General features: G+C 72.4%; 20 protein-coding genes. 18 read left to right on the top strand and 2 right to left on the bottom strand.

All coding sequences use genetic code 11. The features are described from left to right. Positions 1-44: 44 nt before the first annotated feature. From ACIPPS_RS22540 to ACIPPS_RS22515, 6 genes are all read left to right on the top strand, one after another. Positions 45-1,454 (top strand): AAA family ATPase, encoded by a 1,410-nt coding sequence (locus ACIPPS_RS22540; protein WP_401434908.1) that lies wholly within the window; start codon positions 45-47, stop codon positions 1,452-1,454. Beyond that, positions 1,451-2,518, top strand: coding sequence for a tetratricopeptide repeat protein (locus tag ACIPPS_RS22535; protein ID WP_401434905.1), 1,068 nt, complete (start codon positions 1,451-1,453; stop codon positions 2,516-2,518). The genes ACIPPS_RS22540 and ACIPPS_RS22535 overlap by 4 nt, the downstream gene beginning before the upstream one ends. Next, entirely contained in the window at positions 2,425-3,615 is a 1,191-nt protein-coding gene (locus ACIPPS_RS22530; RefSeq protein WP_401434902.1) for a tetratricopeptide repeat protein, read from the top strand. The genes ACIPPS_RS22535 and ACIPPS_RS22530 overlap by 94 nt, the downstream gene beginning before the upstream one ends. Before the next feature lie 77 nt (positions 3,616-3,692). After that, positions 3,693-4,052, top strand: a complete 360-nt coding sequence (locus ACIPPS_RS22525) for a histidine triad nucleotide-binding protein (protein WP_401434899.1) — start codon at positions 3,693-3,695, stop codon at positions 4,050-4,052. Between the two features lie 64 nt (positions 4,053-4,116). After that, a complete protein-coding gene (locus tag ACIPPS_RS22520; protein ID WP_401434896.1) occupies positions 4,117-5,019 on the top strand; it encodes a ribonuclease Z in 903 nt (300 codons plus the stop codon). A gap of 10 nt (positions 5,020-5,029) precedes the next feature. After that, on the top strand, positions 5,030-6,028 hold the full coding sequence (locus ACIPPS_RS22515) for an adenosine deaminase (RefSeq protein ID WP_401434893.1): 999 nt from the start codon (positions 5,030-5,032) through the stop codon (positions 6,026-6,028). 51 nt (positions 6,029-6,079) lie between these two features. Here ACIPPS_RS22515 and ACIPPS_RS22510 read toward each other — a convergent pair whose 3' ends face one another. Beyond that, complete coding sequence (locus tag ACIPPS_RS22510; protein WP_401434890.1) at positions 6,080-7,432, bottom strand: MFS transporter; 1,353 nt, start codon at positions 7,430-7,432, stop codon at positions 6,080-6,082. Positions 7,433-7,694: 262 nt separating this feature from the next. Between ACIPPS_RS22510 and ACIPPS_RS22505 the strand changes: the two genes are divergently transcribed. From ACIPPS_RS22505 to ACIPPS_RS22485, 5 genes are all read left to right on the top strand, one after another. Continuing rightward, the gene (locus tag ACIPPS_RS22505) at positions 7,695-8,810 is read left to right on the top strand and encodes a PfkB family carbohydrate kinase (RefSeq protein ID WP_401434887.1); all 1,116 of its coding nucleotides are present in this window, start codon (positions 7,695-7,697) and stop codon (positions 8,808-8,810) included. 105 nt (positions 8,811-8,915) lie between these two features. Beyond that, positions 8,916-11,009: a PhoH family protein gene (locus tag ACIPPS_RS22500; protein ID WP_401434884.1), complete on the top strand. Its 2,094-nt coding sequence runs from the start codon at positions 8,916-8,918 to the stop codon at positions 11,007-11,009. A gap of 12 nt (positions 11,010-11,021) precedes the next feature. After that, a complete protein-coding gene (gene ybeY / locus ACIPPS_RS22495) occupies positions 11,022-11,525 on the top strand; it encodes an rRNA maturation RNase YbeY (protein ID WP_401434881.1) in 504 nt (167 codons plus the stop codon). Positions 11,526-11,544: 19 nt separating this feature from the next. Further along, positions 11,545-12,852 (top strand): hemolysin family protein, encoded by a 1,308-nt coding sequence (locus ACIPPS_RS22490; RefSeq protein ID WP_401434878.1) that lies wholly within the window; start codon positions 11,545-11,547, stop codon positions 12,850-12,852. Then, positions 12,842-13,195, top strand: a complete 354-nt coding sequence (locus ACIPPS_RS22485) for an MmcQ/YjbR family DNA-binding protein (RefSeq protein ID WP_401434875.1) — start codon at positions 12,842-12,844, stop codon at positions 13,193-13,195. The genes ACIPPS_RS22490 and ACIPPS_RS22485 overlap by 11 nt, the downstream gene beginning before the upstream one ends. Positions 13,196-13,197: 2 nt before the next feature. Here ACIPPS_RS22485 and ACIPPS_RS22480 read toward each other — a convergent pair whose 3' ends face one another. Continuing rightward, positions 13,198-14,592 carry an MFS transporter gene (locus ACIPPS_RS22480; protein ID WP_401434872.1) on the bottom strand — a complete coding sequence of 465 codons (1,395 nt, stop codon included), beginning with the start codon at positions 14,590-14,592 and terminating at the stop codon, positions 13,198-13,200. Positions 14,593-14,685: 93 nt separating this feature from the next. Here ACIPPS_RS22480 and ACIPPS_RS22475 point away from each other — a divergent pair, with 93 nt between their 5' ends. The 7 genes from ACIPPS_RS22475 (at position 14,686) to era (ending at position 21,103) form a co-directional block, all read left to right on the top strand. Further along, positions 14,686-15,573, top strand: coding sequence for a helix-turn-helix transcriptional regulator (locus ACIPPS_RS22475; protein ID WP_401434869.1), 888 nt, complete (start codon positions 14,686-14,688; stop codon positions 15,571-15,573). Between the two features lie 129 nt (positions 15,574-15,702). After that, a complete protein-coding gene (locus tag ACIPPS_RS22470) occupies positions 15,703-16,428 on the top strand; it encodes a hypothetical protein (RefSeq protein WP_401434866.1) in 726 nt (241 codons plus the stop codon). A gap of 27 nt (positions 16,429-16,455) precedes the next feature. Beyond that, entirely contained in the window at positions 16,456-16,818 is a 363-nt protein-coding gene (locus tag ACIPPS_RS22465) for a cytidine deaminase (protein ID WP_401434864.1), read from the top strand. 198 nt (positions 16,819-17,016) lie between these two features. Beyond that, positions 17,017-17,499 carry a hypothetical protein gene (locus tag ACIPPS_RS22460; protein ID WP_401434861.1) on the top strand — a complete coding sequence of 161 codons (483 nt, stop codon included), beginning with the start codon at positions 17,017-17,019 and terminating at the stop codon, positions 17,497-17,499. A 194-nt stretch (positions 17,500-17,693) separates the two neighbouring features. After that, positions 17,694-19,037 (top strand): beta-xylosidase, encoded by a 1,344-nt coding sequence (locus tag ACIPPS_RS22455; RefSeq protein ID WP_401434858.1) that lies wholly within the window; start codon positions 17,694-17,696, stop codon positions 19,035-19,037. Between the two features lie 95 nt (positions 19,038-19,132). Further along, a complete protein-coding gene (locus ACIPPS_RS22450) occupies positions 19,133-20,089 on the top strand; it encodes a WxL protein peptidoglycan domain-containing protein (RefSeq protein WP_401434856.1) in 957 nt (318 codons plus the stop codon). 63 nt (positions 20,090-20,152) lie between these two features. Beyond that, positions 20,153-21,103, top strand: coding sequence for a GTPase Era (era, locus tag ACIPPS_RS22445; RefSeq protein ID WP_401434853.1), 951 nt, complete (start codon positions 20,153-20,155; stop codon positions 21,101-21,103). The last annotated feature ends 23 nt before the right edge of the window (positions 21,104-21,126 follow it).

The following is a 21,126-nucleotide window of genomic DNA, read 5'->3' as shown; positions in this document are numbered from 1 at the left end:
ACCCGGTGGGCGGGGGCGCCTGGCGGATCCCTAGGCTGGGCGGCATGTCCGACGAGCCTCCCCTGATCCGTAGTCTGCGCGCCGCCGTCGCCGCCGCACCGGAAGACGTGCCCCTGCGGCTCCACTTCGCCGAACTGCTCCTCGCCGAGGGGCGGGGCGACGAGGCCGTCACGGAGGCGGCCGTCGCGCTCCAGCGCGCCCCGGGCGACCCCGCCGCCCGCGCCCTGATGGCCCGCGCGATGGGTGTGCCCGCCGCGCCCGCCGTTTCCGGGACAGCGCCCGCCGAGCCCGCCGTTCTCGGGACAGCGCCCGCCGCGCCCCCCGTTCCCGGGGAAGCGCCCGCGGAGCCCACCGCGGCCGCCGCCCCCACCGAAGCTCACGCCGCCCCCGACGAGGGCCGCGCCGAGACCCCCACCGAGACCTCCACCGAGACCCCCACCGAGCCGCCCGTCTTCGACTGGGCCGCCGCCGAGCAGGAGGTCGGTGACGTCGTCGGGCCCCGCTTCGTGGCCGGTGAGGTCGAGGAGCCGCTCACCGCCGACGGCAGTGGCGACCCCGGCGACGCCTCCGCCTGGGACGTCGACCTGCCCGGCGCCGTACGCCTCGCCGACGTCGGCGGCATGCGGGAGGTCAAGGACCGTCTGGAGGCCGCCTTCCTCGCGCCCATGCGCAACCCCGAACTCCGCAAGCTGTACGGCAAGTCGCTCCGCGGCGGCCTGCTCCTCTACGGGCCGCCCGGCTGCGGCAAGACGTTCATCGCCCGCGCCGTCGCCGGTGAACTCGGCGCGAACTTCCTGTCGGTCTCGCTCTCCGACATCCTCGACATGTACATCGGCACGTCCGAGAAGAACGTCCACGACATCTTCGAGACGGCCCGCGCCCTGGCCCCCTGCGTCGTCTTCCTCGACGAGCTGGACGCGCTCGGCGCCAAGCGTTCGCGCACCCACCACAGCGGGCTGCGCAACGTCGTCAACCAGCTCCTCACCGAGCTCGACGGCATCGACGGGGCCGAGAACGAGGGCGTCTTCGTGCTCGCCGCGACCAACGTCCCCTGGGACGTGGACCTCGCCCTGCGCCGGCCCGGCCGCCTCGACCGCACGCTCCTCGTGCTGCCGCCCGACGCCCCGGCGCGCGAGGCGATCCTCCGCTACCACCTGCGCGAGCGGCCCATCGAGTCGGTCGACCTCGGCAAGCTCGTCAAGGCCACCGAGGACTTCTCGGGCGCGGACCTCGCCCATGTCTGCGACAGTGCCGCCGAGTTCGCGCTCCTCGACTCCGCCCGAACCGGCACCGTACGCATGATCGGCATGAAGGACCTGCTGGCGGCGGCGAAGCAGATCAGGCCGTCCAGCGACTCCTGGTTCGCCTCCGCCCGGAACGTGGCCATGTTCGCCAACGACGGCGGGATGTACGACGACCTGGTCGCCTACCTGAAGAAGAAGCGCAAGCTGTGAGCGGGACGACCACGCATCCGCACGTCGAGCGGGCCGAAGCGCTCTACGGCATGGAGCGGTACGAGGAGGGCCTGGCCCTGGTCGACCGGCGCCTGGCCGAGGCGCCCGACGACCACGAGGCGTGGACCACCCGCGCCCGCTGCCTGCGCACACTCGACCGGTTCGAGGAGTCGCTCGCGGCCGCCGAGGAGGCGCTGAAGCTCGAACCCGAGCTCGCAGACGGGCACTTCATGCGCGGATGCGCCCTGCGCTCCCTGCGCCGCCTGCCCGAGGCCGATCTGGCGCAGCGCGAGGCGATCCGCCTCGCGCCGTACCGCTGGGGCCCGCGCGTCCAGCGTGCCGAGATGCTGATCTTCATCGGGACGAAGGAGGAGGCGCTCCAGGAGGCCCATGAGGCGGTGCGGCGCGGTCCGGACGAGGTCGCCACCTGGCACACCATGTACAAGGTCGCCGCGTTCAACGGCCGGAACGACCTGGTCCAGGAGTCCGTCCGGCAACTCCTGCGCATCGACCCGACCGACAGCCTCGCCGTCGGCGACGTCACCTGGCACGAGGCCAACAAGCCCGGCACGACAGCCGAGCGGGCCGCCGACCTCTACGCGGGCGCACTCGCCGCCGTCCCCGACTCCGCGTCCCTCCGCGGCGACCTCGACCGGGCCGTCTACCGCATGCTGCGCGGCACCCGCTGGCTCGCGCTGCTCTGCCTGGTCATGGCAGCGGTCACCCTCGACGTCCTTCCGGTCGGCGGCGAGGAGCCGAAGGACCTCCCGGTCCACCTCGGCACCCGGCTCTGGGCGCTCGCGCTGATGGCGGCGGTGTGGGGCTTCGGCGCCTGGCGCCGTCATCTGAGGATGCGGGCCGGTGCGCGGATGGCCGTACGTGACCTCGTACGGCGGTTGTTCTGGCCCCGGGTGGTCCTCGGCCAGGCCGCCCTCGCCACCCTCTGCGCCGTGCTGATCGTCCTCGTGCCGTGGACCGACCGGACGATCCCCCAGGTCCTGTTCTGGCTCGGGCTCGTACCGAACCTGCTCAGCATCACCCACGACCGGGACAAGGTGAGATGAACCCCACCGTGGACCGGGCGGACGCCCTCTTCGACGTCGGACGGTACGAACAGGCCGCCGGCCTCGTCGCCCAGCACCTGGCGACCGACCCGGAGGACCCCGCCGCGCTCGTCCTCCTGGCCCGCTGCCAGCACCGCCTGGGCCGGGAGAAGGAGGCCCTCGACACCGTCGAGCGGGCCCTGCGCGCCGAACCGGACGCCCTGCCGGGCTGGTTGATGCGCACACACGTGCTGTTGGCCCTCAAGCGGTACGAGGAGGCCGAGCAGGCCGCCCGGCACGCCGTCGAACTCGCCCCCCAGTACTGGGGCAGCCACTACGCCCTCGGCACCGTCCTCGACCGTTCCGTCCGCACGGAACGCCGTCGCGAGGCGTACGAAGCGGCGCGCACCGCCGTGGCGCTGGCGCCGGAGGAGAGCGACGCGCACTTCCTCGTCGGCCTCACCGCCCAGCGCACCGGTAACCACCAGGTCGCCCAGCAGGCGTACGAGACGGCGCTGCGCCTGAACCCGGAGAGCAGCGAGGCGCACAACAACCTCTCGCTGCTGCACCTGCGCCGCCGCTGGTTGCGGCGCGGGGCGTGGACGAAGGCGGCGGAGGGGTTCGTCGAGTCGGCGGCGCTCGACATCGACGACCGGCAGGCCCGCTACAACCTGGAGACCATGGCCTGGGGCGCCGCGGCGGGCGCTCGGTGGGTGGCGTGGCTCGGTCACCTGGCCGCGCTGACCGGTGCGGCGGCGCTGTACGACCGCGCGGCCCGAGCCGGGTCCGGCGGTGCGGACCCGGTCGCGTACGCCGTCGCGGCGGCCGTCCTCGTCGCCGGCTGGGGCGGCTGGGCGGTCTGGACCGCCCGGCGCGTCCCGCCGAGGCTGCGCCGCCCGCTGCTCCTGGTGGCACGCAACTGCCGTCCCGTGATGGCGATGGCGCTCGCGGTCGGACTGCTCGGTCTCCACTCGGTGGTGTCGTTGGCGCTGGCACCGCTGGGCACGTCGGCCGTCCCGGCGCTCGGCCATCCGCTCTTCCTGGCGGTGATCGTCACCTACTGGGCCAGCCGGTCGGCCCTGCAGCGCCGCGCGCCGACGCCCGAACGCGGACGGTGAAGCCGTCCGCCACGGGCGGTCACGCGGCCGATACGATGCCGGGGTACTGATCATCGAGGGCGAGGAGGGCCCGGGCCATGGCCGGAGAGCCGCAGAGCGACTGCCTGTTCTGCAAGATCGCGGACGGGGAGGTTCCGGCGACCATCGTGCGCGAGTCGGAGACGACCCTCGCCTTCCGGGACATCAACCCGCAGGCACCCACGCACGTGCTCGTCATCCCGCGTCTCCACTACCCGGACGCCGCCAGCCTGGCCGCCGCCGCGCCGACAGTCGCCGCGGACATGCTGCGCGAGGCCGGCGAGATCGCCGCGCAGGAGAAGATCGACGGCACCGGCTTCCGGATCGTCTTCAACACCGGGGCGGGTGCGGGCCAGACCGTCTTCCACGCCCACGCGCACGTCCTCGGCGGCCGTGGCCTCAACTGGCCGCCCGGGTAGACCCGGCAGTCCAGACAACACAGACAGTCCCGGACAACCCCTTTGGACAGAGACCGGATCGATCGTGTCGGTACGTGAACTCGTCGTGCTCGGGACCGCGAGCCAGGTCCCGACCCGGCACCGCAACCACAACGGCTACCTGCTGCGCTGGGACGGGCACGGCATCCTCTTCGACCCCGGCGAGGGCACCCAGCGCCAGATGCTCCGGGCCGGGGTCGCCGCGCACGACCTCGACCGGATCTGTGTGACGCACTTCCACGGCGACCACTCGCTGGGCCTGGCCGGGGTGATCCAGCGGATCAACCTCGACCAGGTCCCGCACCCGGTCACCGCGCACTACCCGGCGAGCGGACAGCGCTTCTTCGAGCGGCTGCGGTACGCGACGGCCTACCGCGAGACGGTGAAGCTGACGGAGGCCCCGGTGGACGCCGACGGCCCCCTCGCCGTCACCGAGGCGTACACCCTGGACGCGTACAGGCTGTCGCACCCCGTCGAGTCGTACGGCTACCGGATCGTCGAACCCGACGGGCGCCGCATCCTGCCCGAGCGGCTCGCCGCGCACGGCATCAAGGGACCGGACGTCGGGCGGATCCAGCGGGAAGGCGTCCTGAACGGCGTGACGCTGGAATCGGTCAGCGAGGTCCGGCGGGGGCAGCGGTTCGCGTTCGTCATGGACACCCGGCTCTGCGAGGGCGTGGACGCGCTCGCCGAAGGAGCCGACATGCTCGTCATCGAATCGACCTTCCTCGACGAGGACGTCAGGCTCGCCACCGACCACGGCCATCTGACGGCCGGCCAGGCCGCCACCGTCGCACGGGACGCGGGCGTACGGCATCTGGTCCTGACCCACTTCTCGCAGCGGTACGACGATCCCGCCGTGTTCGAACGGCAGGCGCGGGCGGCCGGGTTCGACGGCGAGCTGAGCATTGCCCAGGACCTGATGAGGGTCCCCCTCCCCAAGAGATAGACGAACCACCATGCCCCTCCCCAAGGCCGAACTCCACCTCCACATCGAAGGCACCCTCGAACCCGAGCTGGCGTTCGCGCTCGCCGCGCGCAACGGCGTCACGCTGCCGTACGCGGACACCGAGGAGCTCCGCGAGGCGTACCGCTTCAGCGACCTGCAGTCCTTCCTGGACCTGTACTACGAGCTGATGGCCGTCCTGCACACCGAGCGGGACTTCACCGAGCTGGCCGACGCGTATCTGGCGCGGGCGGCGGCGCAGGGCGTGCGGCACGCCGAGATCTTCTTCGACCCGCAGGCGCACACGGCCCGCGGGGTGCCGATCGGGACGGTGGTGGAGGGGCTGGCCGCCGCGCTGGACCGTGCGGAGGAGCGGCACGGCGTCTCGACGCGGCTGATCATGTGCTTCCTGCGGGACGAGTCGGCCGAGTCGGCGATGGCGACGCTGGACGCCGCGAAGCCGTATCTGCACCGGATCACGGGGGTCGGCCTGGACTCGGCGGAGGTCGGCCATCCGCCGTCGAAGTTCCGCGAGGTGTACGCGGCGGCCGAGGCGCTCGGCCTGCGCAAGGTCGCCCACGCGGGCGAGGAGGGCCCGCCGGAGTACATCCGCGAGGCGCTGGACGTCCTGGGCGTGGAGCGGGTCGACCACGGGCTGCGCTGCATGGAGGACCCCGAGCTGGTGTCCCGCCTGGTACGGGAGCGGGTGCCGCTGACGCTCTGCCCGCTGTCGAACGTACGGCTGAGGGCGATCGACGTCCTGGAGGACCATCCGCTGCCGGCGATGCTGGCGGCCGGGCTGGTCGCGACGGTCAACTCGGACGACCCGGCGTACTTCGGGGGGTACGTGGGGGACGTCTTCGGGGCGGTGCGGGGGGCGTTGGGGCTGGAGCGGGAGCAGCTGCGGACGCTGGCCCGGAACTCGTTCGAGGCGGCCTTCCTCGACGACGAGGAGGAGCGCAGGGCGCGGTACCTGGCGGAGGTCGAGGCGTACGCGTTCGAGGGGGAGTAGGGGGCGGGTCGGCCCGCACCGGGGATCCGGCCCGGTGCGGGCAGACACCCCCTAGTTCTGGTTGCTCGGACGGGCCAGGTCGTAGGCGCGTTGGGCGGTGAGGGGGGTCGTGGGGACCGTGACCTCCGTGACCTCCTGCTCCGGGGCTCCCATCTGCGGGACCAGGCCCCGGGGCGCGCCCGTCGTGCCCGCCAGGATCGCTGCCGGGGCGCCGCCGCGGCGGCGGATGGAGCCGGGGACCAGGGGGCGGCCGGAGGTGTGGAGGGCGACCGCCGTCATGGGGGCGGCGACCAGCAGGAGCAGGGCGCAGAGGATCAGGCCCATGCCGGGGTAGCCCGCCTGTTCGGACAGCAGGCTGCCGGTGACCGGGCCACACGCCACGCCCAGCGAGGACGCCGAGCCCACGAGCACCGCCCACCGCCCGCGCGGGTCGAGGGAGGCGGCCAGACCCAGCAGGTACGACAGGACGACCGGGTAGAAGACGTTCCAGAGGACCTCGCCGACCGCGAACGCCGGCAGGCTCTGCGCGCCGGAGCTCACCAGCACGCAGACGGCGATGATCGCGGTGCCCGCACCGATCGGCGCGGCCCGGCCGAGCCGTGAGCCGAGCGCCCCGGCCGCCGAGACGCCCGCGAGCCCGGCGCCCAGCGCCACCGCGAAGACCGCGCCGACGGTGACCTCGCTCAGCCCGGCCTGAGTCAGTCCGATCCGGCCGCTCACGCCCCAGAGGGCGTTCTGGGCCAGGGACCAGCACAGGATCGCGGCGGCGAGCACGAGGCCCGAGCGCCGGTGGGGGAGCGGGGAGCCTGCGGGCGTCCCCTCGGTCCTGACCGCCGCGCCCGAGCCCGTCCGCCCGCCGCCGCGCCCGCCGCCGTGCGCGAGCCCGCCCGTCAGGGGCCAGACCAGCGCGGCCGCCAGGGCGATCGACGCGAACGGCAGCTCGTGGCCGCCGCCGAGGTGCGGGAGCGTGAGGTAGAGCGCGCCGGCCGTCGCGGAGACCGTGAGCAGGCCGAGCGTCGAGGCCCGGTGCGGGTCCCGCTGGGCCGCGATCCCGGCGGCGGCCACCGCCAGCGCCGTACCGGAGCCGAAGCCGCCCACGACCGCGCCGCCGACCACCAGCGGAACGCTCGTGGTCAGGGCAGCCGAGCCGTAACCCAGGCACATCGCGCCGAGCCCGAGCCGGGCCGCCCGGCGCGGGCCGATCCGTTCCACCCGGGCCGCCAGCGTGAAGCCGGCCGAGGCGGAGGCGAGCAGCAGGACCGAGCCGACCAGACCCGCCTGGGCCGGGGAGAGGCCGAGCCCGGCGGAGAGTCTCCCGACGACGGTGGGGAGGAGGTACGGGGCGAGGTAACCGGCCGTGAACAGGGCCACGAGGGGCCCCAGGGCGCGCGGGCGCGACGACATGGGCGTTCCAGGAACGGAGGAAAGGGGGGAGGAGCGCCCGGTGTTGCACGGGATCGCGGGACATGTTGTATCAAGCGATCGAGGGCCCGGAGAAGCCCGAAGAGGCAGGAAAGCCCCCATTCCATTTGTGATCTGGGTCACTATGGGGTTTGGGGGCTGAAGGGCCGGGTAGACGTGGCCGTTTTTCCGCTCGGCGTCACCCCTTTCGCCCCCGCCCCATCAGGCACACTGGCCTGATCAACACCACGGACGGGAGCAAGCCGTGACCACAGCACGAGGAGACCAGCAACACGACGCGGGCGTCGATCCGTTGGTGCGCCTGCGGGAGCCCACCGACCCGGCCTGTGACGTCTTCCTCACCGGCACGGTCTTCCTCGACATCATCTTCACCGGCCTCGACAGCGCCCCCGTGCGCGGCACCGAGTCCTGGGCCCGCGGCATGGGGTCCAGCCCCGGCGGCGTCGCCAACATGGCCACCGCCCTCGCCCGCCTCGGCCTGCGCACCTCGCTCGCCGCCGCCTTCGGCGACGACCACTACGGGGAGTACTGCTGGGACGCCCTGGAGCAGGGCGAGGGTATCGACCTCTCGCTCTCCCGGACCGTGCCCGGCTGGCACTCCCCGGTCACCGTCTCCATGGCGTACGAGGGCGAGCGCACGATGGTCTCCCACGGCCACGAGGCCCCGCCCCTGGACGACGCCCTGCCCGCCTACCCGCCCCACGCCCGGGCCGCCGTGGCCTCGCTGGTGCCAGGCCGGGCCGAGGAGTGGGTCGCCCAGGCCGCGCGGGCCGGCGCGAAGGTCTTCGCCGACGTGGGCTGGGACGACACCGGCCGCTGGGACCTGAACGGGCTGACCGACCTGGCCCACTGCGAGGCGTTCCTGCCGAACGCCCAGGAGGCCATGCGCTACACCCGCACCGACTGCCCCAGGGCCGCCGCAAGGGCGCTCGCCGACAAGGTCCGGTACGCGGTGGTCACCCTGGGCGCCGAGGGCGCGTACGCGGTCGACGGCGCCACCGGGGAGACCGCCGAGGTGCCGGCCATCGCGGTCTCCGCCCTCGACCCGACCGGCGCCGGGGACGTCTTCGTGGCCGGGTTCGTCACCGGGACGCTCGCGGACTGGCCGCTCGCCGACCGCCTCGCCTTCGCCGGACTGATCGCCGCGCTCTCGGTCCAGGAGTTCGGCGGTTCGCTCTCCGCCCCCGGCTGGGGCGAGGTCGCCGCCTGGTGGGAGCACGTCCAGGAGCACGTCTGCCAGGACCCGGCGGCCCTGCGGGCCCGCTACGCCTTCCTGGAGCGGCTCCTGCCGGCCGCCACCCGCCCCTGGCCGCTGCGCCGCGCCGTCCCGACCATCGGGTTCCGTGCCGCCCCCTCGTAAAAGCCCTCGGTCCTGTCGGTGGCAAGTCGTAGGCTGGGTATCCAGAGGTTGTCGAGCAGCGAGAACCCTGCAACGGGAGGTATGTGCAGGCCACAGTGCCGGCCCATGACTCAGACACCCACAGCCCCCAACGGCGCGCCGGGCGAGGCCCGCGCCCACTTCACCGTCCCCGCCAAGCATCCGATGGTGACCGTTCTCGGTTCCGGTGACGCGCTGCTGCGCGTGATCGAGAAGGCGTTCCCGAAGGCCGACATCCATGTCCGGGGCAACCAGGTCAGCGCTGCCGGAGAGGCGAGCGAAGTCGCTCTCATCCAGCGCCTTTTCGACGAGATGATGCTGGTGCTCCGCACCGGACAGCCGATGACGGAGGACGCAGTGGAACGCTCGATCGCCATGCTCAGGGCGAGCGAGAACGGCAGCGCGGAGGCAGGCCAGGAGACCCCGGCCGAGGTGCTCACGCAGAACATCCTCTCCAGCCGCGGCCGCACCATCCGCCCCAAGACCCTCAACCAGAAGCGGTACGTCGACGCGATCGACAAGCACACGATCGTCTTCGGCATCGGCCCCGCGGGCACCGGCAAGACGTATCTGGCCATGGCCAAGGCGGTCCAGGCCCTGCAGTCCAAGCAGGTCACCCGGATCATCCTGACCCGGCCCGCCGTCGAGGCGGGCGAGCGGCTGGGCTTCCTGCCCGGCACGCTCTACGAGAAGATCGACCCCTACCTGCGGCCGCTGTACGACGCGCTGCACGACATGCTCGACCCCGACTCGATCCCGAAGCTGATGGCGGCCGGCACGATCGAGGTCGCCCCACTGGCGTACATGAGGGGCCGAGCCCAACCCGTCTTCACGAACGTTCTGACCCCGGACGGCTGGCGTCCCATCGGCGACCTCCAGGTCGGGGACCTGGTCATCGGCTCGAGCGGTGAGCCGACGCCGGTCCTGGGTGTGTATCCACAGGGCGAGAAGGACATGTACCGGGTCTCCGCCCAGGACGGTTCCTGGACGTTGTGCTGCGGCGAGCACCTGTGGACGGTCCGTACGGCCTCGGACAAGCGCCGCGACAAGCCGTGGCGGGTCCTGGAGACCCAGGAGATGATCGGCAACCTGCGGGCCGCGCACGCCCGCCGGTACGAGCTGCCGCTGCTGACCGCGCCCGTGGCCCTGCCCGCTCGTGAGGTCCCCATGGACCCGTACGCTCTGGGGCTGCTCCTTGGGGACGGCTGCCTGACGGGCTCGACCACGCCGTCGTTCTCCAGCGAGGACCTCGAGCTGGTCGATGCTCTCGCGGCGGCGCTGCCGGGAGTCGCCGTGCGCGCGAAGGGCGGCCCCGACCACGTCCTGAACCGGGTCGCGTCCCCCGGAGACGTCGTCACGCTGGAGAATCCCGTCACGGGGATGCTCCGGCAGCTCGACCTGCTGGGAACGCGGTCGCACTCCACGTTCGTCCCCGACGACTACCTGTTCAACTCGGCGGAGGTCCGCCTGGCGGTCCTCCAGGGGCTTCTGGACTCCGACGGTGGTCCGGTGACGCAAGCCGACCGCACCTGCCGGATCCAGTACTCGACCGCCTCGACCGTGCTTCGCGACGACGTGATCGCACTGGTCCAGTCGCTCGGCGGTGTCGCCTCCACCCGACGCCGTCCGGCCGAGGGGCGCCCTCGGGGCACCGCCGGGGGCAAGCACCGATACGACGCCCATGTCGTCGACATCCGGCTTCCCGAGGGCATCGAGCCCTTCCGTCTCGACCGTAAGCGGAACGCCTACGACGCCGCCGGCGGCGGTGGCCGACCGATGCGATTCATCGATTCCATCGAGCCCGCAGGGCGCGAGGAGGCAGTCTGCATCCAGGTCGCGGCCGAGGACTCTCTGTACGTCACGCAGGACTATCTGCTGACGCACAACACGCTCAACGACGCGTTCATCATCCTCGACGAGGCGCAGAACACGAATCCCGAGCAGATGAAGATGTTCCTCACCCGTCTCGGCTTCGAATCCAAGATCGTCATCACCGGTGACGTCACCCAGGTCGACCTGCCCGGCGGCACCAAGAGCGGTCTCCGCGAGGTCAGGGACATCCTGGACGGCGTCCCGGACGTCCATTTCTCGATGCTCACCTCCCAGGATGTCGTCCGGCACAAGCTCGTCGGCCGTATCGTCGACGCGTACGAGCAGTACGACAGCCGCAACGGGAAGTAGCAGAGAAGCACCATGTCGATCGACGTCAACAACGAGTCCGGAACCGAGGTCGACGAGCAGGCGATCCTCGACGTCGCCCGCTACGCGCTCGCGCGGATGCGCATCCACCCGCTCTCCGAGCTCTCGATCATCGTCATCGACGCGGAGGCGATGGAGCAGCTCCACATCCAGTGGATGGACCTCCCGGGCCCGACGGACGTCATGTCCTTCCCGATGGACGAGCTGCGTCCGCCGTCGAAGGACGACGACAACGCGGAGCCCCCGCAGGGGCTCCTCGGCGACATCGTGCTCTGCCCCGAGGTCGCCACCCAGCAGGGCAAGGACGCGCCGACGCAGCACTCCATGGACGAGGAGCTCCAGCTCCTCACCGTCCACGGAGTGCTGCATCTGCTCGGCTACGACCACGAGGAGCCGGACGAGAAGGCGGAGATGTTCGGGCTCCAGGCGGCCATCGTCGACGGCTGGCGCGCGGAGAAGGGCCTCACCGGCCCGTCCCCGGCGCCCACCGTCTCCTGACCCGGGGATCGGGCCCCCGATGAACGCATCGCTCATCCTCGGAGCGGTCGCGCTGGTGATCGTCGCCTGGCTCGCCGCCTGCGCCGAGGCCGGTATCGCCCGCGTCTCCAGCTTCCGCGCCGCCGAGGCCGTACGGTCCGGGCGGCGCGGTGCCGAGAAGCTCGCCCAGGTCGCCTCCGACCCCACCCGCTACCTCAACGTGGCGCTGCTCGTCCGCGTCGCCTGCGAGATGGCGGCCGGCGTCCTCGTCACGTACGCGTGCCTGGAGGAGTTCCCCGAGACCTGGGAGGCGCTCCTCGTCGCCATGGCCGTGATGGTGCTCGTCAGCTATGTCGCCGTCGGCGTCTCGCCGCGCACCATCGGCCGGCAGCACCCGCTGAACACCGCGACCGCCGCCGCGTACGTCCTGCTGCCGCTGGCCCGGATCATGGGCCCGATCCCGCAGCTGCTCATCCTGATCGGCAACGCGCTCACCCCCGGCAAGGGCTTCCGCAAGGGCCCCTTCGCCTCCGAGGCCGAGCTGCGGGCGATGGTCGACCTCGCCGAGCAGGAGTCGCTGATCGAGGACGACGAGCGCCGGATGGTGCACTCCGTCTTCGAGCTCGGTGACACGCTCGTACGGGAGGTCATGGTGCCGCGCACCGACCTCGTCGCCATCGAGCGGTACAAGACGGTCCGCCAGGCCCTCACTCTCGCGCTGCGCTCCGGCTTCTCCCGGATCCCGGTGACGGGCGAGAACGAGGACGACATCGTCGGCATCGTGTATCTGAAGGACCTGGTCCGCAAGACGCACATCAACCGCGACGCCGAGTCAGACCTGGTGTCGACGGCGATGCGGCCGGCCGCCTTCGTGCCGGACACCAAGAACGCCGGCGACCTGCTGCGGGAGATGCAGCAGGAGCGCAACCACGTGGCCGTCGTCATCGACGAGTACGGCGGCACGGCCGGGATCGTCACCATCGAGGACATCCTGGAGGAGATCGTCGGGGAGATCACCGACGAGTACGATCGCGAGCTGCCGCCGGTCCAGGAGCTGGGCGACGACAGCTACCGGGTCACCGCCCGCCTCGACATCGGCGACCTCGGCGAGCTCTACGGCTTCGGCCCCGACGAGTACGACGACGAGGACGTGGAGACCGTCGGCGGTCTCCTCGCCAAGGCGCTCGGCCGGGTGCCGATCGCGGGCGCGAAGGCGGCCGTGGAGCTGCCCGACGGGCGCTCGCTGCGGCTGACCGCCGAGTCCCCGGCAGGCCGCCGGAACAAGATCGTCACGGTGCTCGTGGAGCCGGTACGGGTCGACGCGGAGAGGACGGCCGATGACGCCTGAGCAGCTGCGGGCCTTCTGTCTGGAGTTCAACGACGCGACGGAGGAGTTCCCCTTCGGTCCTGACACCTCCGTCTTCAAGGTCGCGGGGAAGCTGTTCGCGTTGTCCTCGCTCGACGGCCGGCCGCTGCGGGTCAACCTCAAGTGCGACCCGGACGACGCCGTCCGGCTCCGCGAGGAGCACCCGGCGATCGTCCCCGGCTACCACATGAACAAGCGCCACTGGAACACCGTGACGGTCGGTGAGCTCCCGGAGCGCATGGTCCGGGAGCTCGTCGAGGACTCGTACGACCTGGTGGTCGCGGGCCTGCCGAAGGCGGTACGGCTCCGCCTCGACCGGCCGTAGCCTCAGGCCCTCCGCCGCAGCCCGAGCCCGACCACCAGGGCGGCCGCCACCACGATCGCCGCGTCCACGGCGAGGACCGTGCGCACCCCGTCGTACAGGCTCGGGCCGGTCGTCGCGAGGACGCCGAGGAGCGGGATGCCGACGGTGAGGCCGACCTGCTGGGTCGTCGTCACCAGGCCGGTCGCCAGGCCCTGCTCCTCGTCGGGGACGCCGGAGGTGACGGTCACGCCGTACGAGATGATCGCGGCCAGGTGGCACATGCTCGCCAGTGAGACGCCGACCGTCGCGAACACCGCGCCCGACTCCGTGCCGAGGCCCAGCAGCGTCGCCACGAACAGGCCCTGGCCGAGCAGGGAGACCGCCAGCGTGCGCTGGGCGCCGAACCGGCCGATGAGCTTCGACGCCATCGACCCGGCGAGCACCGACAGGACGCCCTGCACGCCGAAGACCAGGCCGGTGCCGAAGGCCGACAGGCCCAGGGTCTCCTGGAGGTACAGAGTCAGCACGAAGACGACCGTGGACATCATCGAGAAGGTGACGAGCCCGCCCAGGTTGCCGAAGGCCACCGTCCGCCGGCGCAGCATCGGCAGCGAGACCAGCGGCGACTCGTGCCGGGACTCCACCGCCACGAAGGCCGCGAGCAGCACCACCCCGCCCACCAGGGCGACCAGGACGTCCGCGCCGCCGAAGCCGCGCTCGGCCGCCGTCGTCAGGGCGTAGATCACGGCGAGCAGCCCGCCGGTCACCGTCACCGCGCCCGGCACGTCCAGGCGCGGCCGGTCGGCGGTCCGCGACTCGCGCAGCACACCGGGCGCGAGCGGCAGCACGATCAGGGAGAACAGGGCGAGCAGCCCCATCGTCGAGCGCCAGCCGAGGGTGTCGGTCATGACCCCGCCGAGCACCATGCCGACGGTGAAGCCCAGGGACATCAGCGTCCCGGAGATGCCCAGGGCCCGGGCCCGCTGCGGGCCCTCGGGGAAGGTCGTGGTCAGCAGGGACATGCCGGTCGGCACGATCGCCGCCGCGCCGAGGCCCTGCAGGGCCCGCGCGGTCAGGAACGAGGCCGGGTCCCAGGCGAACGTGGCGAGCAGCGACGCCGCGCCGAAGAGGGCCAGGCCGGCGAGGAACAGCTTCTTGCGCCCGTACAGGTCGCCGATCCGGCCGAAGAGCAGCAGGAATCCGCCGGACGGCAGCGCGAAGGCGGTCACCGCCCACTGGAGCGCGGACCGGCTCAGCCCGAGGTCGGCGCCGAGCACGGGCAGCGCCACGTTCAGGACGGAGAAGTCGAGCGCCACCATGAACTGGGCGGCGCACAGCACGAAGAGGACGAGCCGGGAGCGGCCGGTCAGGGCCGGCGGGGCCGGGGCGGTGGCCGGGGGAGTGAGGGTCGTTGCCATGGCCACCACCCTCGGCGGGCGGGAACATCCGTGGGGAGCGGGAACTTATCCTGTTGGTCGTACCACCAGGCATCCAGGGGGAGGACGCACACCGTGGCCACAGCGGTCGAGAGCGATGCCGCCAAGTCGCATCGGCTGGGCGAACTGCGCGCGTTCCTGATGAGCCGTCGGGCCCGGGTCACCCCGGTCGAGGCGGGGCTCCCGGACGGCGGGGCCCGCCGGCGTACGCCCGGCCTGCGCCGTGAGGAGGTCGCCGTCCTCGCGGGCGTCGGCGTCTCCTGGTACCAGTGGCTGGAGCAGGGCCGGGACATCACGGTCTCCCCGCAGGTCCTCGACGCGGTCGCCCGCGTGCTGCGGCTCAGCCCGGCCGAACGGCGCCATCTGTACGTCCTGGCCGCCCTCAACCCGCCCGCGCCCGAGGTCGATCCGGCGGCGCGTGACATGTGTGCGGGGCTGCGTCGGCTGATCGACGCGTGGATGCCCTTCCCGGCGCACATCATGGACGTGTACTGGAACGCGGTCATGTACAACGAGTCGGCGTCGCTCGTCCTCGGCATGCGGCCCGAGACCTCGCAGAACTGCCTCATCTCCTTCTTCACCGACCCGCTCTACCGCTCCCGCATCGCCGACTGGGAGCGCCTCGCCCCGCAGGTCGTCGCCCAGTTCCGGGCCGCCTGCTCGGACTGCCCGGACGACGACGGCTTCCGTGCGGTGGTGGAGGAGGCGAAGGCGGCGAGCGAGGAGTTCGCGGCGCTGTGGGCGCGCCGGGACATCGCCCCGGGCGGTCAGGTCCGCAAGGAGATCGGGCATCCGGTCGTCGGCGAACTCCATCTGGAGGCGACGCAGTTGAGGGTGCCCGCCCGGCCCGACCTGACCATCGTCCTGCACGCCCCGCTGCCGGTCGCGGACACCGAGGCGAAGCTGACCTGGCTGGTCTCCCCGGAGGGGCGGCGCGGGGCGATGTACCCGATCGCGGGCTGAGCGGCCCGGATGGTGGTCCCTGCGGACGGGCGTCCGACCGCTGCCGTATCCTCCTGAGGACCCGTCCGCTCTCCCCCCACCGGTTGAGGTCGCCACACGACGCTCGCACCCACAAGGGGATTTCGCACCATGCGCACTCGCTTCCGCCACGGCCTGGCGGCCGCTCTCACCGTCTCCACGCTCTCCCTCGTCGCCGCGTGCGGCGGCTCGGACGGCGCGAAGGACTCCGGCAAGGACAAGGCCGCCGACAAGCCGTCCGCCGCGCAGACCACGTCGGCCGCCCCGGCGCCCGCCACGCCGCTGACGGCCGCGCAGATGAAGGCCGGCGTCCTGGAGCTGAAGGACCTGCCGTCGGGTTGGAAGACCACCAAGCACGAGGACTCCTCGGCCGTCTACAAGATCGACAAGGCTGAGTGCGACGTGCTCGCCCCCATGCTGGGCGGCGACATCGCCGGCGCGACCAAGGGCGCGACCGCCGACTTCGCGGTGGGCAACAACGACTCCGAGATCACCGAAGAGGTCGTCACCTTCGACGGCACCGGAGCGGCGGACTACGTCAAGAAGCTCGGCGCCGCACTGGACGCCTGCCCGACCTTCACCGCCGATGCCGAAGGCAACAAGATGAAGACCGAGGTGAAGAAGATCACCGCCCCGCAGGGGGCCGAGGAGGCGCTCGCCTTCCGGCTCTCGATCGAGATCGGGCCCGGCATGAAGATCGAGCCGAACCTCATCGTGGTCCGCCAGGGCACCGGCGTCATGCGCTTCCTGCACCTCGCCGACGCCGCCGGGAAGAAGGACTTCGACGCGCTCGCCAAGACCGCCACCGACAAGTTCGTCAAGGGCGCCCAGAGCTGACGCCCGGCCCCGACCTATCCTCGGTCCATGACGATGCAGCCCGACCACGGCGACCTCGGCGCCGAGGACCTCAAGATCATCACGCTGGCGCGCAGCGCCCGCGCCCGTAACGGTGTGCCCGAGGGGGCCGCGGTACGGGACGAGACCGGCCGCACCTATGTGGCCGGGACCGTGGCCCTGGAGTCGCTCAAGCTGAGCGCGCTCCAGACCGCGGTCGCGATGGCCGTGGCCAGCGGGGCCCGGTCCCTGGAGGCGGCGGCCGTCGTCTCGAACGCGGAGGCCGCCTCGGACGCGGACCGCGCGGCGGTGCGCGACCTCGGCGGCCCCGAGACCCCGGTGCTGCTCGCCGGACCGGACGGGCAGCTGCGCGCGGCGGTCACGGCGGGCTGAGGCCCGACGCACGCATGAAGGGGGCCCGGCAGCGCGCCGGGCCCCCTTTGCGCGCTTGTGAAGAATCAACGGAACGTCTCTTGTCTTCCCCGGCTCGTTGCGCGTCAATGACAGCGGCCGGTCCGACGGACCGTCAGATCCACGCCTTCACGCAGCGTCCGCACCCCTGCGTGCTTCATCGGGAAGGGGTACGACCTCATGAGAGGCAGCAACAGGGGAAGATTAGGAGTCGGTGCGGTCCTCGCGGGCGCGCTCGCCGTGACCGGACTCGCCTTCGCTCCGGCGGTCGGCGCCGTGACGCCGGGCACCGCCACCGCCACGTACGACTGCGGGATCTGGGGCGGCGGGCTCGCCACCCTCCAGGCCACGCAGAGCGGCACCGCCGCGACGATCACCCTCACCTCGGCCGTCAAGACGCCGGTCGCGGTCGGGGCCGACACCATCAACGCCCAGCTGACGATGGCCAAGGGCGGCGGCGGGACCCGCCTGTTCAGCGGCCAGAAGAACCCGGCCCTGGCGGCGAACCAGTCCGTCACCATCGGCCCGATGAACGGGACGGTGGCCGCCGGCGACAGTCTCAACTCGTACTTCGCGGGCGTCGCGCTCAAGATGACGATCTTCGGTGTGACCGTGAACTGTGACGCGGTCACCTCGCAGTCGCCCGGCCCGTTCGTCTTCTAGCTCGATCTCGTACGCACCTTCGCCGGCGTCGCCTCAGGCGGCGCCGGTACCTGTGCTGCGCACGCGCCTGACCAGCAAGAACGCCGATCTTGACAGTACCTGACGGTACATCAGTCGGCGCATTTCGATTCCATTGACTTCTCCTGGCGCGCGGCCGTCAATGGCGCCCTCTCATCCCTCAGGAGGGGGCACACATGGCACTTTCGCCCACCCGGACCCGGACCCGAAGACGGCGCTGGACCGCCGCCCTCGGCGCCACCGCCCTCGTGCTCGCCGCGGGCGGCGCACTGGCGGCCCCGGCCGGCGCGTTGGGGACCGCGTCGCAGGAGGTGGAGTTCCCCACCCGCTGCGTCCCGCCGCCGATCGCCGGCATCCCGCCCATCGAGGGCACCACGAAGGCCCGGATCACGGTCGACAACCCCACGCCCAAGGTCGGCGACACCGTGGCGGTGACGTACACCGTCACCAAGCCGGCCGCCTCGAACCCCGTCGACCTGGCCCTGCCCGCCGACATCATGACCCCGACCGGCAAGGTCACCCTCGGCGGCGCCCAGACCGGCGCGGTCACCGTCACCGGGCAGAAGAAGAACCCGCCCGTGCCGGGCAAGGGCGCCTTCCCGTCGTTCTCGATGACCGGCACCTTCACGGTCACCGCGCCCGGCTCGATCAGCCTCTCGCCCGGTGACTACAACATCCACACCAGCTACATCATGGAGCTGGACACCCCCTGCACGGTCCTCAACCCGCCCGCCCCCGTCTCCCAGACGGTCGTCGCGAGCGCGCAGCCCGGCGCCAACGAGCGGAGCGTCTCGCTCGACGCGGCCTCCGGCGCACCCGGCGTCCGGGTCACCGTGACCGGCGCCAGGTTCACCCCGCTCGCCGAGGTCACCGTCGTCGGCCGGGCCGGCGCGGCGGAGACCGCCGACAGGATGACCGTCACGACCGACAGCGAGGGCGGGTTCGCCGCCCGCCTGAAGGTCAACGACAAGGCGACCACCGGGATCGTGGCGTACGAGGGGGCGGCCTGGGACCCGGAGAAGGGCGCCGGACCGGCCGCGTACACCGTCGTCGACGACACCCCGCAGCCGCCGAACAGCCAGAAGCTCAACGTCTCGGTCACGGCGGGCGAACTGTCGATGACCCAGGCCGGTGACGCCGTCCAGCTGTCGTCCGTCGACTTCGGTCAGGGCGGCGCGGCGACCGGCGATCTGCGGACGGTAACGGTCAAGGACTTCCGCGGCGGCCCCGCGGGCTGGTCCCTGACCGGCAAGGTCACCGACTTCACCGGCCCCGGCGGCTCCATCGGCGCCGGCGCGCTCAGCTGGACCCCGGCCTGCACCACCAAGGCCGGTAGCCCCAGCACCTGCGCACCCGGCTCGGCGGGCCCGGTCGGCGGGGCCGGGGCGACCCTCGCCTCGACCCCGAACGGCACGCTCACCGGCGGTGAGTTCACCGTCGACGCCGCGGTCTCGCTCGACGTCCCGGCGTTCACCGCGCCCGGTGCGTACGCGGGCGTCCTGACGCTCACCCTCAGCTGACCGCGTCGGGCGACGCCGGCTGAGCAGCAGCAAGCACCCCAGCGGGCCGGGCGCGCACCCGGTCGGCCCGCTCCGAACCCCGGAGGCCCCGCACCGTGCGCAGCAAGCTGTACGCCACCCTCCTCGCGGCCGCGCTCGTGCTGATCGGAGCGCCCGGCGCGCAGGCCGCCGAGAACGGCGAGTGGGCCGTCTACCCGGCCGCGTCCGAGCTCGGCAGCCGCCCGTACTTCTACCTCTCCGCCGACCCCGGCACGACCGTGAAGGACCAGGTCACCGTCGCCAACAAGACCGGGGCCCCGCTGACCTTCCGGCTCTACGGCGCCGACGCCTACAACACCGAGCGCGACGGCGGCTTCGCCGTCCGCACCAGCCAGGAGAAGCAGACCGGCGCCGGAGCGTGGATCACACCCGAGCGCACCCGTGTGACCGTCCCGCCCCGCTCCGCCGTCACCGTGCCGTACACCCTCACCGTCCCCGAGGGCGCCGAGCCGGGCGACCACCCCGGCGCCGTCGTCGCCCTCGACGAGCGGATCGAGGCCGGCGGCGGCTCGGTCGCCGTCGGCGTCCAGCGTGCCGTCGGCGCCCGGGTCTACCTCCGGGTCAACGGCCCCACCGTCCCCGCCCTGGCCGTCGAGGACGTCACCCTCGACCAGGACCGGCCGCTCGTCCCCGGCGCGGGCCCGTCCACCGCCGTCGTCTCGTACACCCTCCACAACCGGGGGAACGTCACCCTCAATCCCAAGGTCGCCCTGCGCGCCGAGGGTGTCTTCGGCCGCACCCTGCTCGCCCGCGACCTGGCGAGGATCCCCTCCGAGCTGCTGCCCCGGCAGAAGATCCGGCTGACGGAGCGGTGGACCGGCGCCCCGCAGTTCGACTGGGGCGAGGTGACGCTCACGGCCACCGCCAAGGACGTACGGGAGTCCGGGCGCGCCTCTTTCCTCGCCCTGCCCTGGCTGGCCGCCGGGGTGGTGCTCGCAGGGGCGGCGTCGGGGCTGATCGGGCTGCAGGTGAGGCGGGTACGGGCGGGCCGCGCGGGCTTCGCGGGGGACTGACCGGACGGGCCGCGCGGGCTTCGCGGGGCACTGAGTACGTGAGGGGGGCGCGCATCGGGGAGAATGGCCCCCATGAGCGCTCGTAACCAAGAATCCGAAGCCGTCCACCGGGCCGGCTTCGCCTGCTTCGTCGGCCGCCCCAACGCGGGCAAGTCCACCCTCACGAACGCTCTGGTCGGCCAGAAGGTGGCGATCACCTCCAACCGGCCCCAGACCACCCGGCACACCGTGCGCGGCATCGTGCACCGGCCGGACGCGCAGCTGATCCTGGTGGACACGCCAGGCCTCCACAAGCCGCGCACGCTCCTCGGCGAGCGGCTGAACGACATCGTGCGCACGACGTGGGCCGAGGTCGACGTGATCGGCTTCTGTCTGCCCGCCGACCAGAAGCTCGGCCCCGGCGACCGCTTCATCGCCAAGGAGCTGGCCGGGATCAAGAAGACCCCGAAGGTCGCGATCATCACCAAGACCGACCTGGTCGACTCCAAGACGCTCGCCGAGCAGCTCATCGCCGTCGACCAGCTCGGCAAGGAGCTGGGCTTCGAGTGGCAGGAGATCGTGCCGGTCTCGGCCGTCGGCGACAAGCAGGTGCAGCTGGTGGCGGACCTGTTGATCCCGCTGCTGCCGGAGTCCCCGCCGCTCTACCCGGAGGGCGACCTCACGGACGAGCCGGAGATGGTCATGGTCGCGGAGCTGATCCGCGAGGCCGCGCTGGAAGGCGTCCGGGACGAGCTGCCGCACTCGATCGCCGTGGTGGTCGAGGAGATGATCCCGCGCGAGGACCGTCCGGCGGACAAGCCGCTGCTCGACATCCACGCCAACGTCTACATCGAGCGCCCCAGCCAGAAGGGGATCATCATCGGCCCCAAGGGCAGCCGCCTGAAGGAGGTCGGGATGAAGTCCCGCAAGCACATCGAGGCGCTGCTCGGGACCCCGGTCTTCCTCGACCTCCACGTGAAGGTCGCGAAGGACTGGCAGCGGGACCCCAAGCAGCTCCGCAAGCTCGGCTTCTGACCGGCCTGATCCAGAAGACACCC

The sequence above is a fragment of the Streptomyces sp. NPDC090127 genome (assembly GCF_044746945.1).
GTDB lineage: Bacteria > Actinomycetota > Actinomycetes > Streptomycetales > Streptomycetaceae > Streptomyces.
This window is presented reverse-complemented; position numbering and strand designations above follow the sequence as displayed.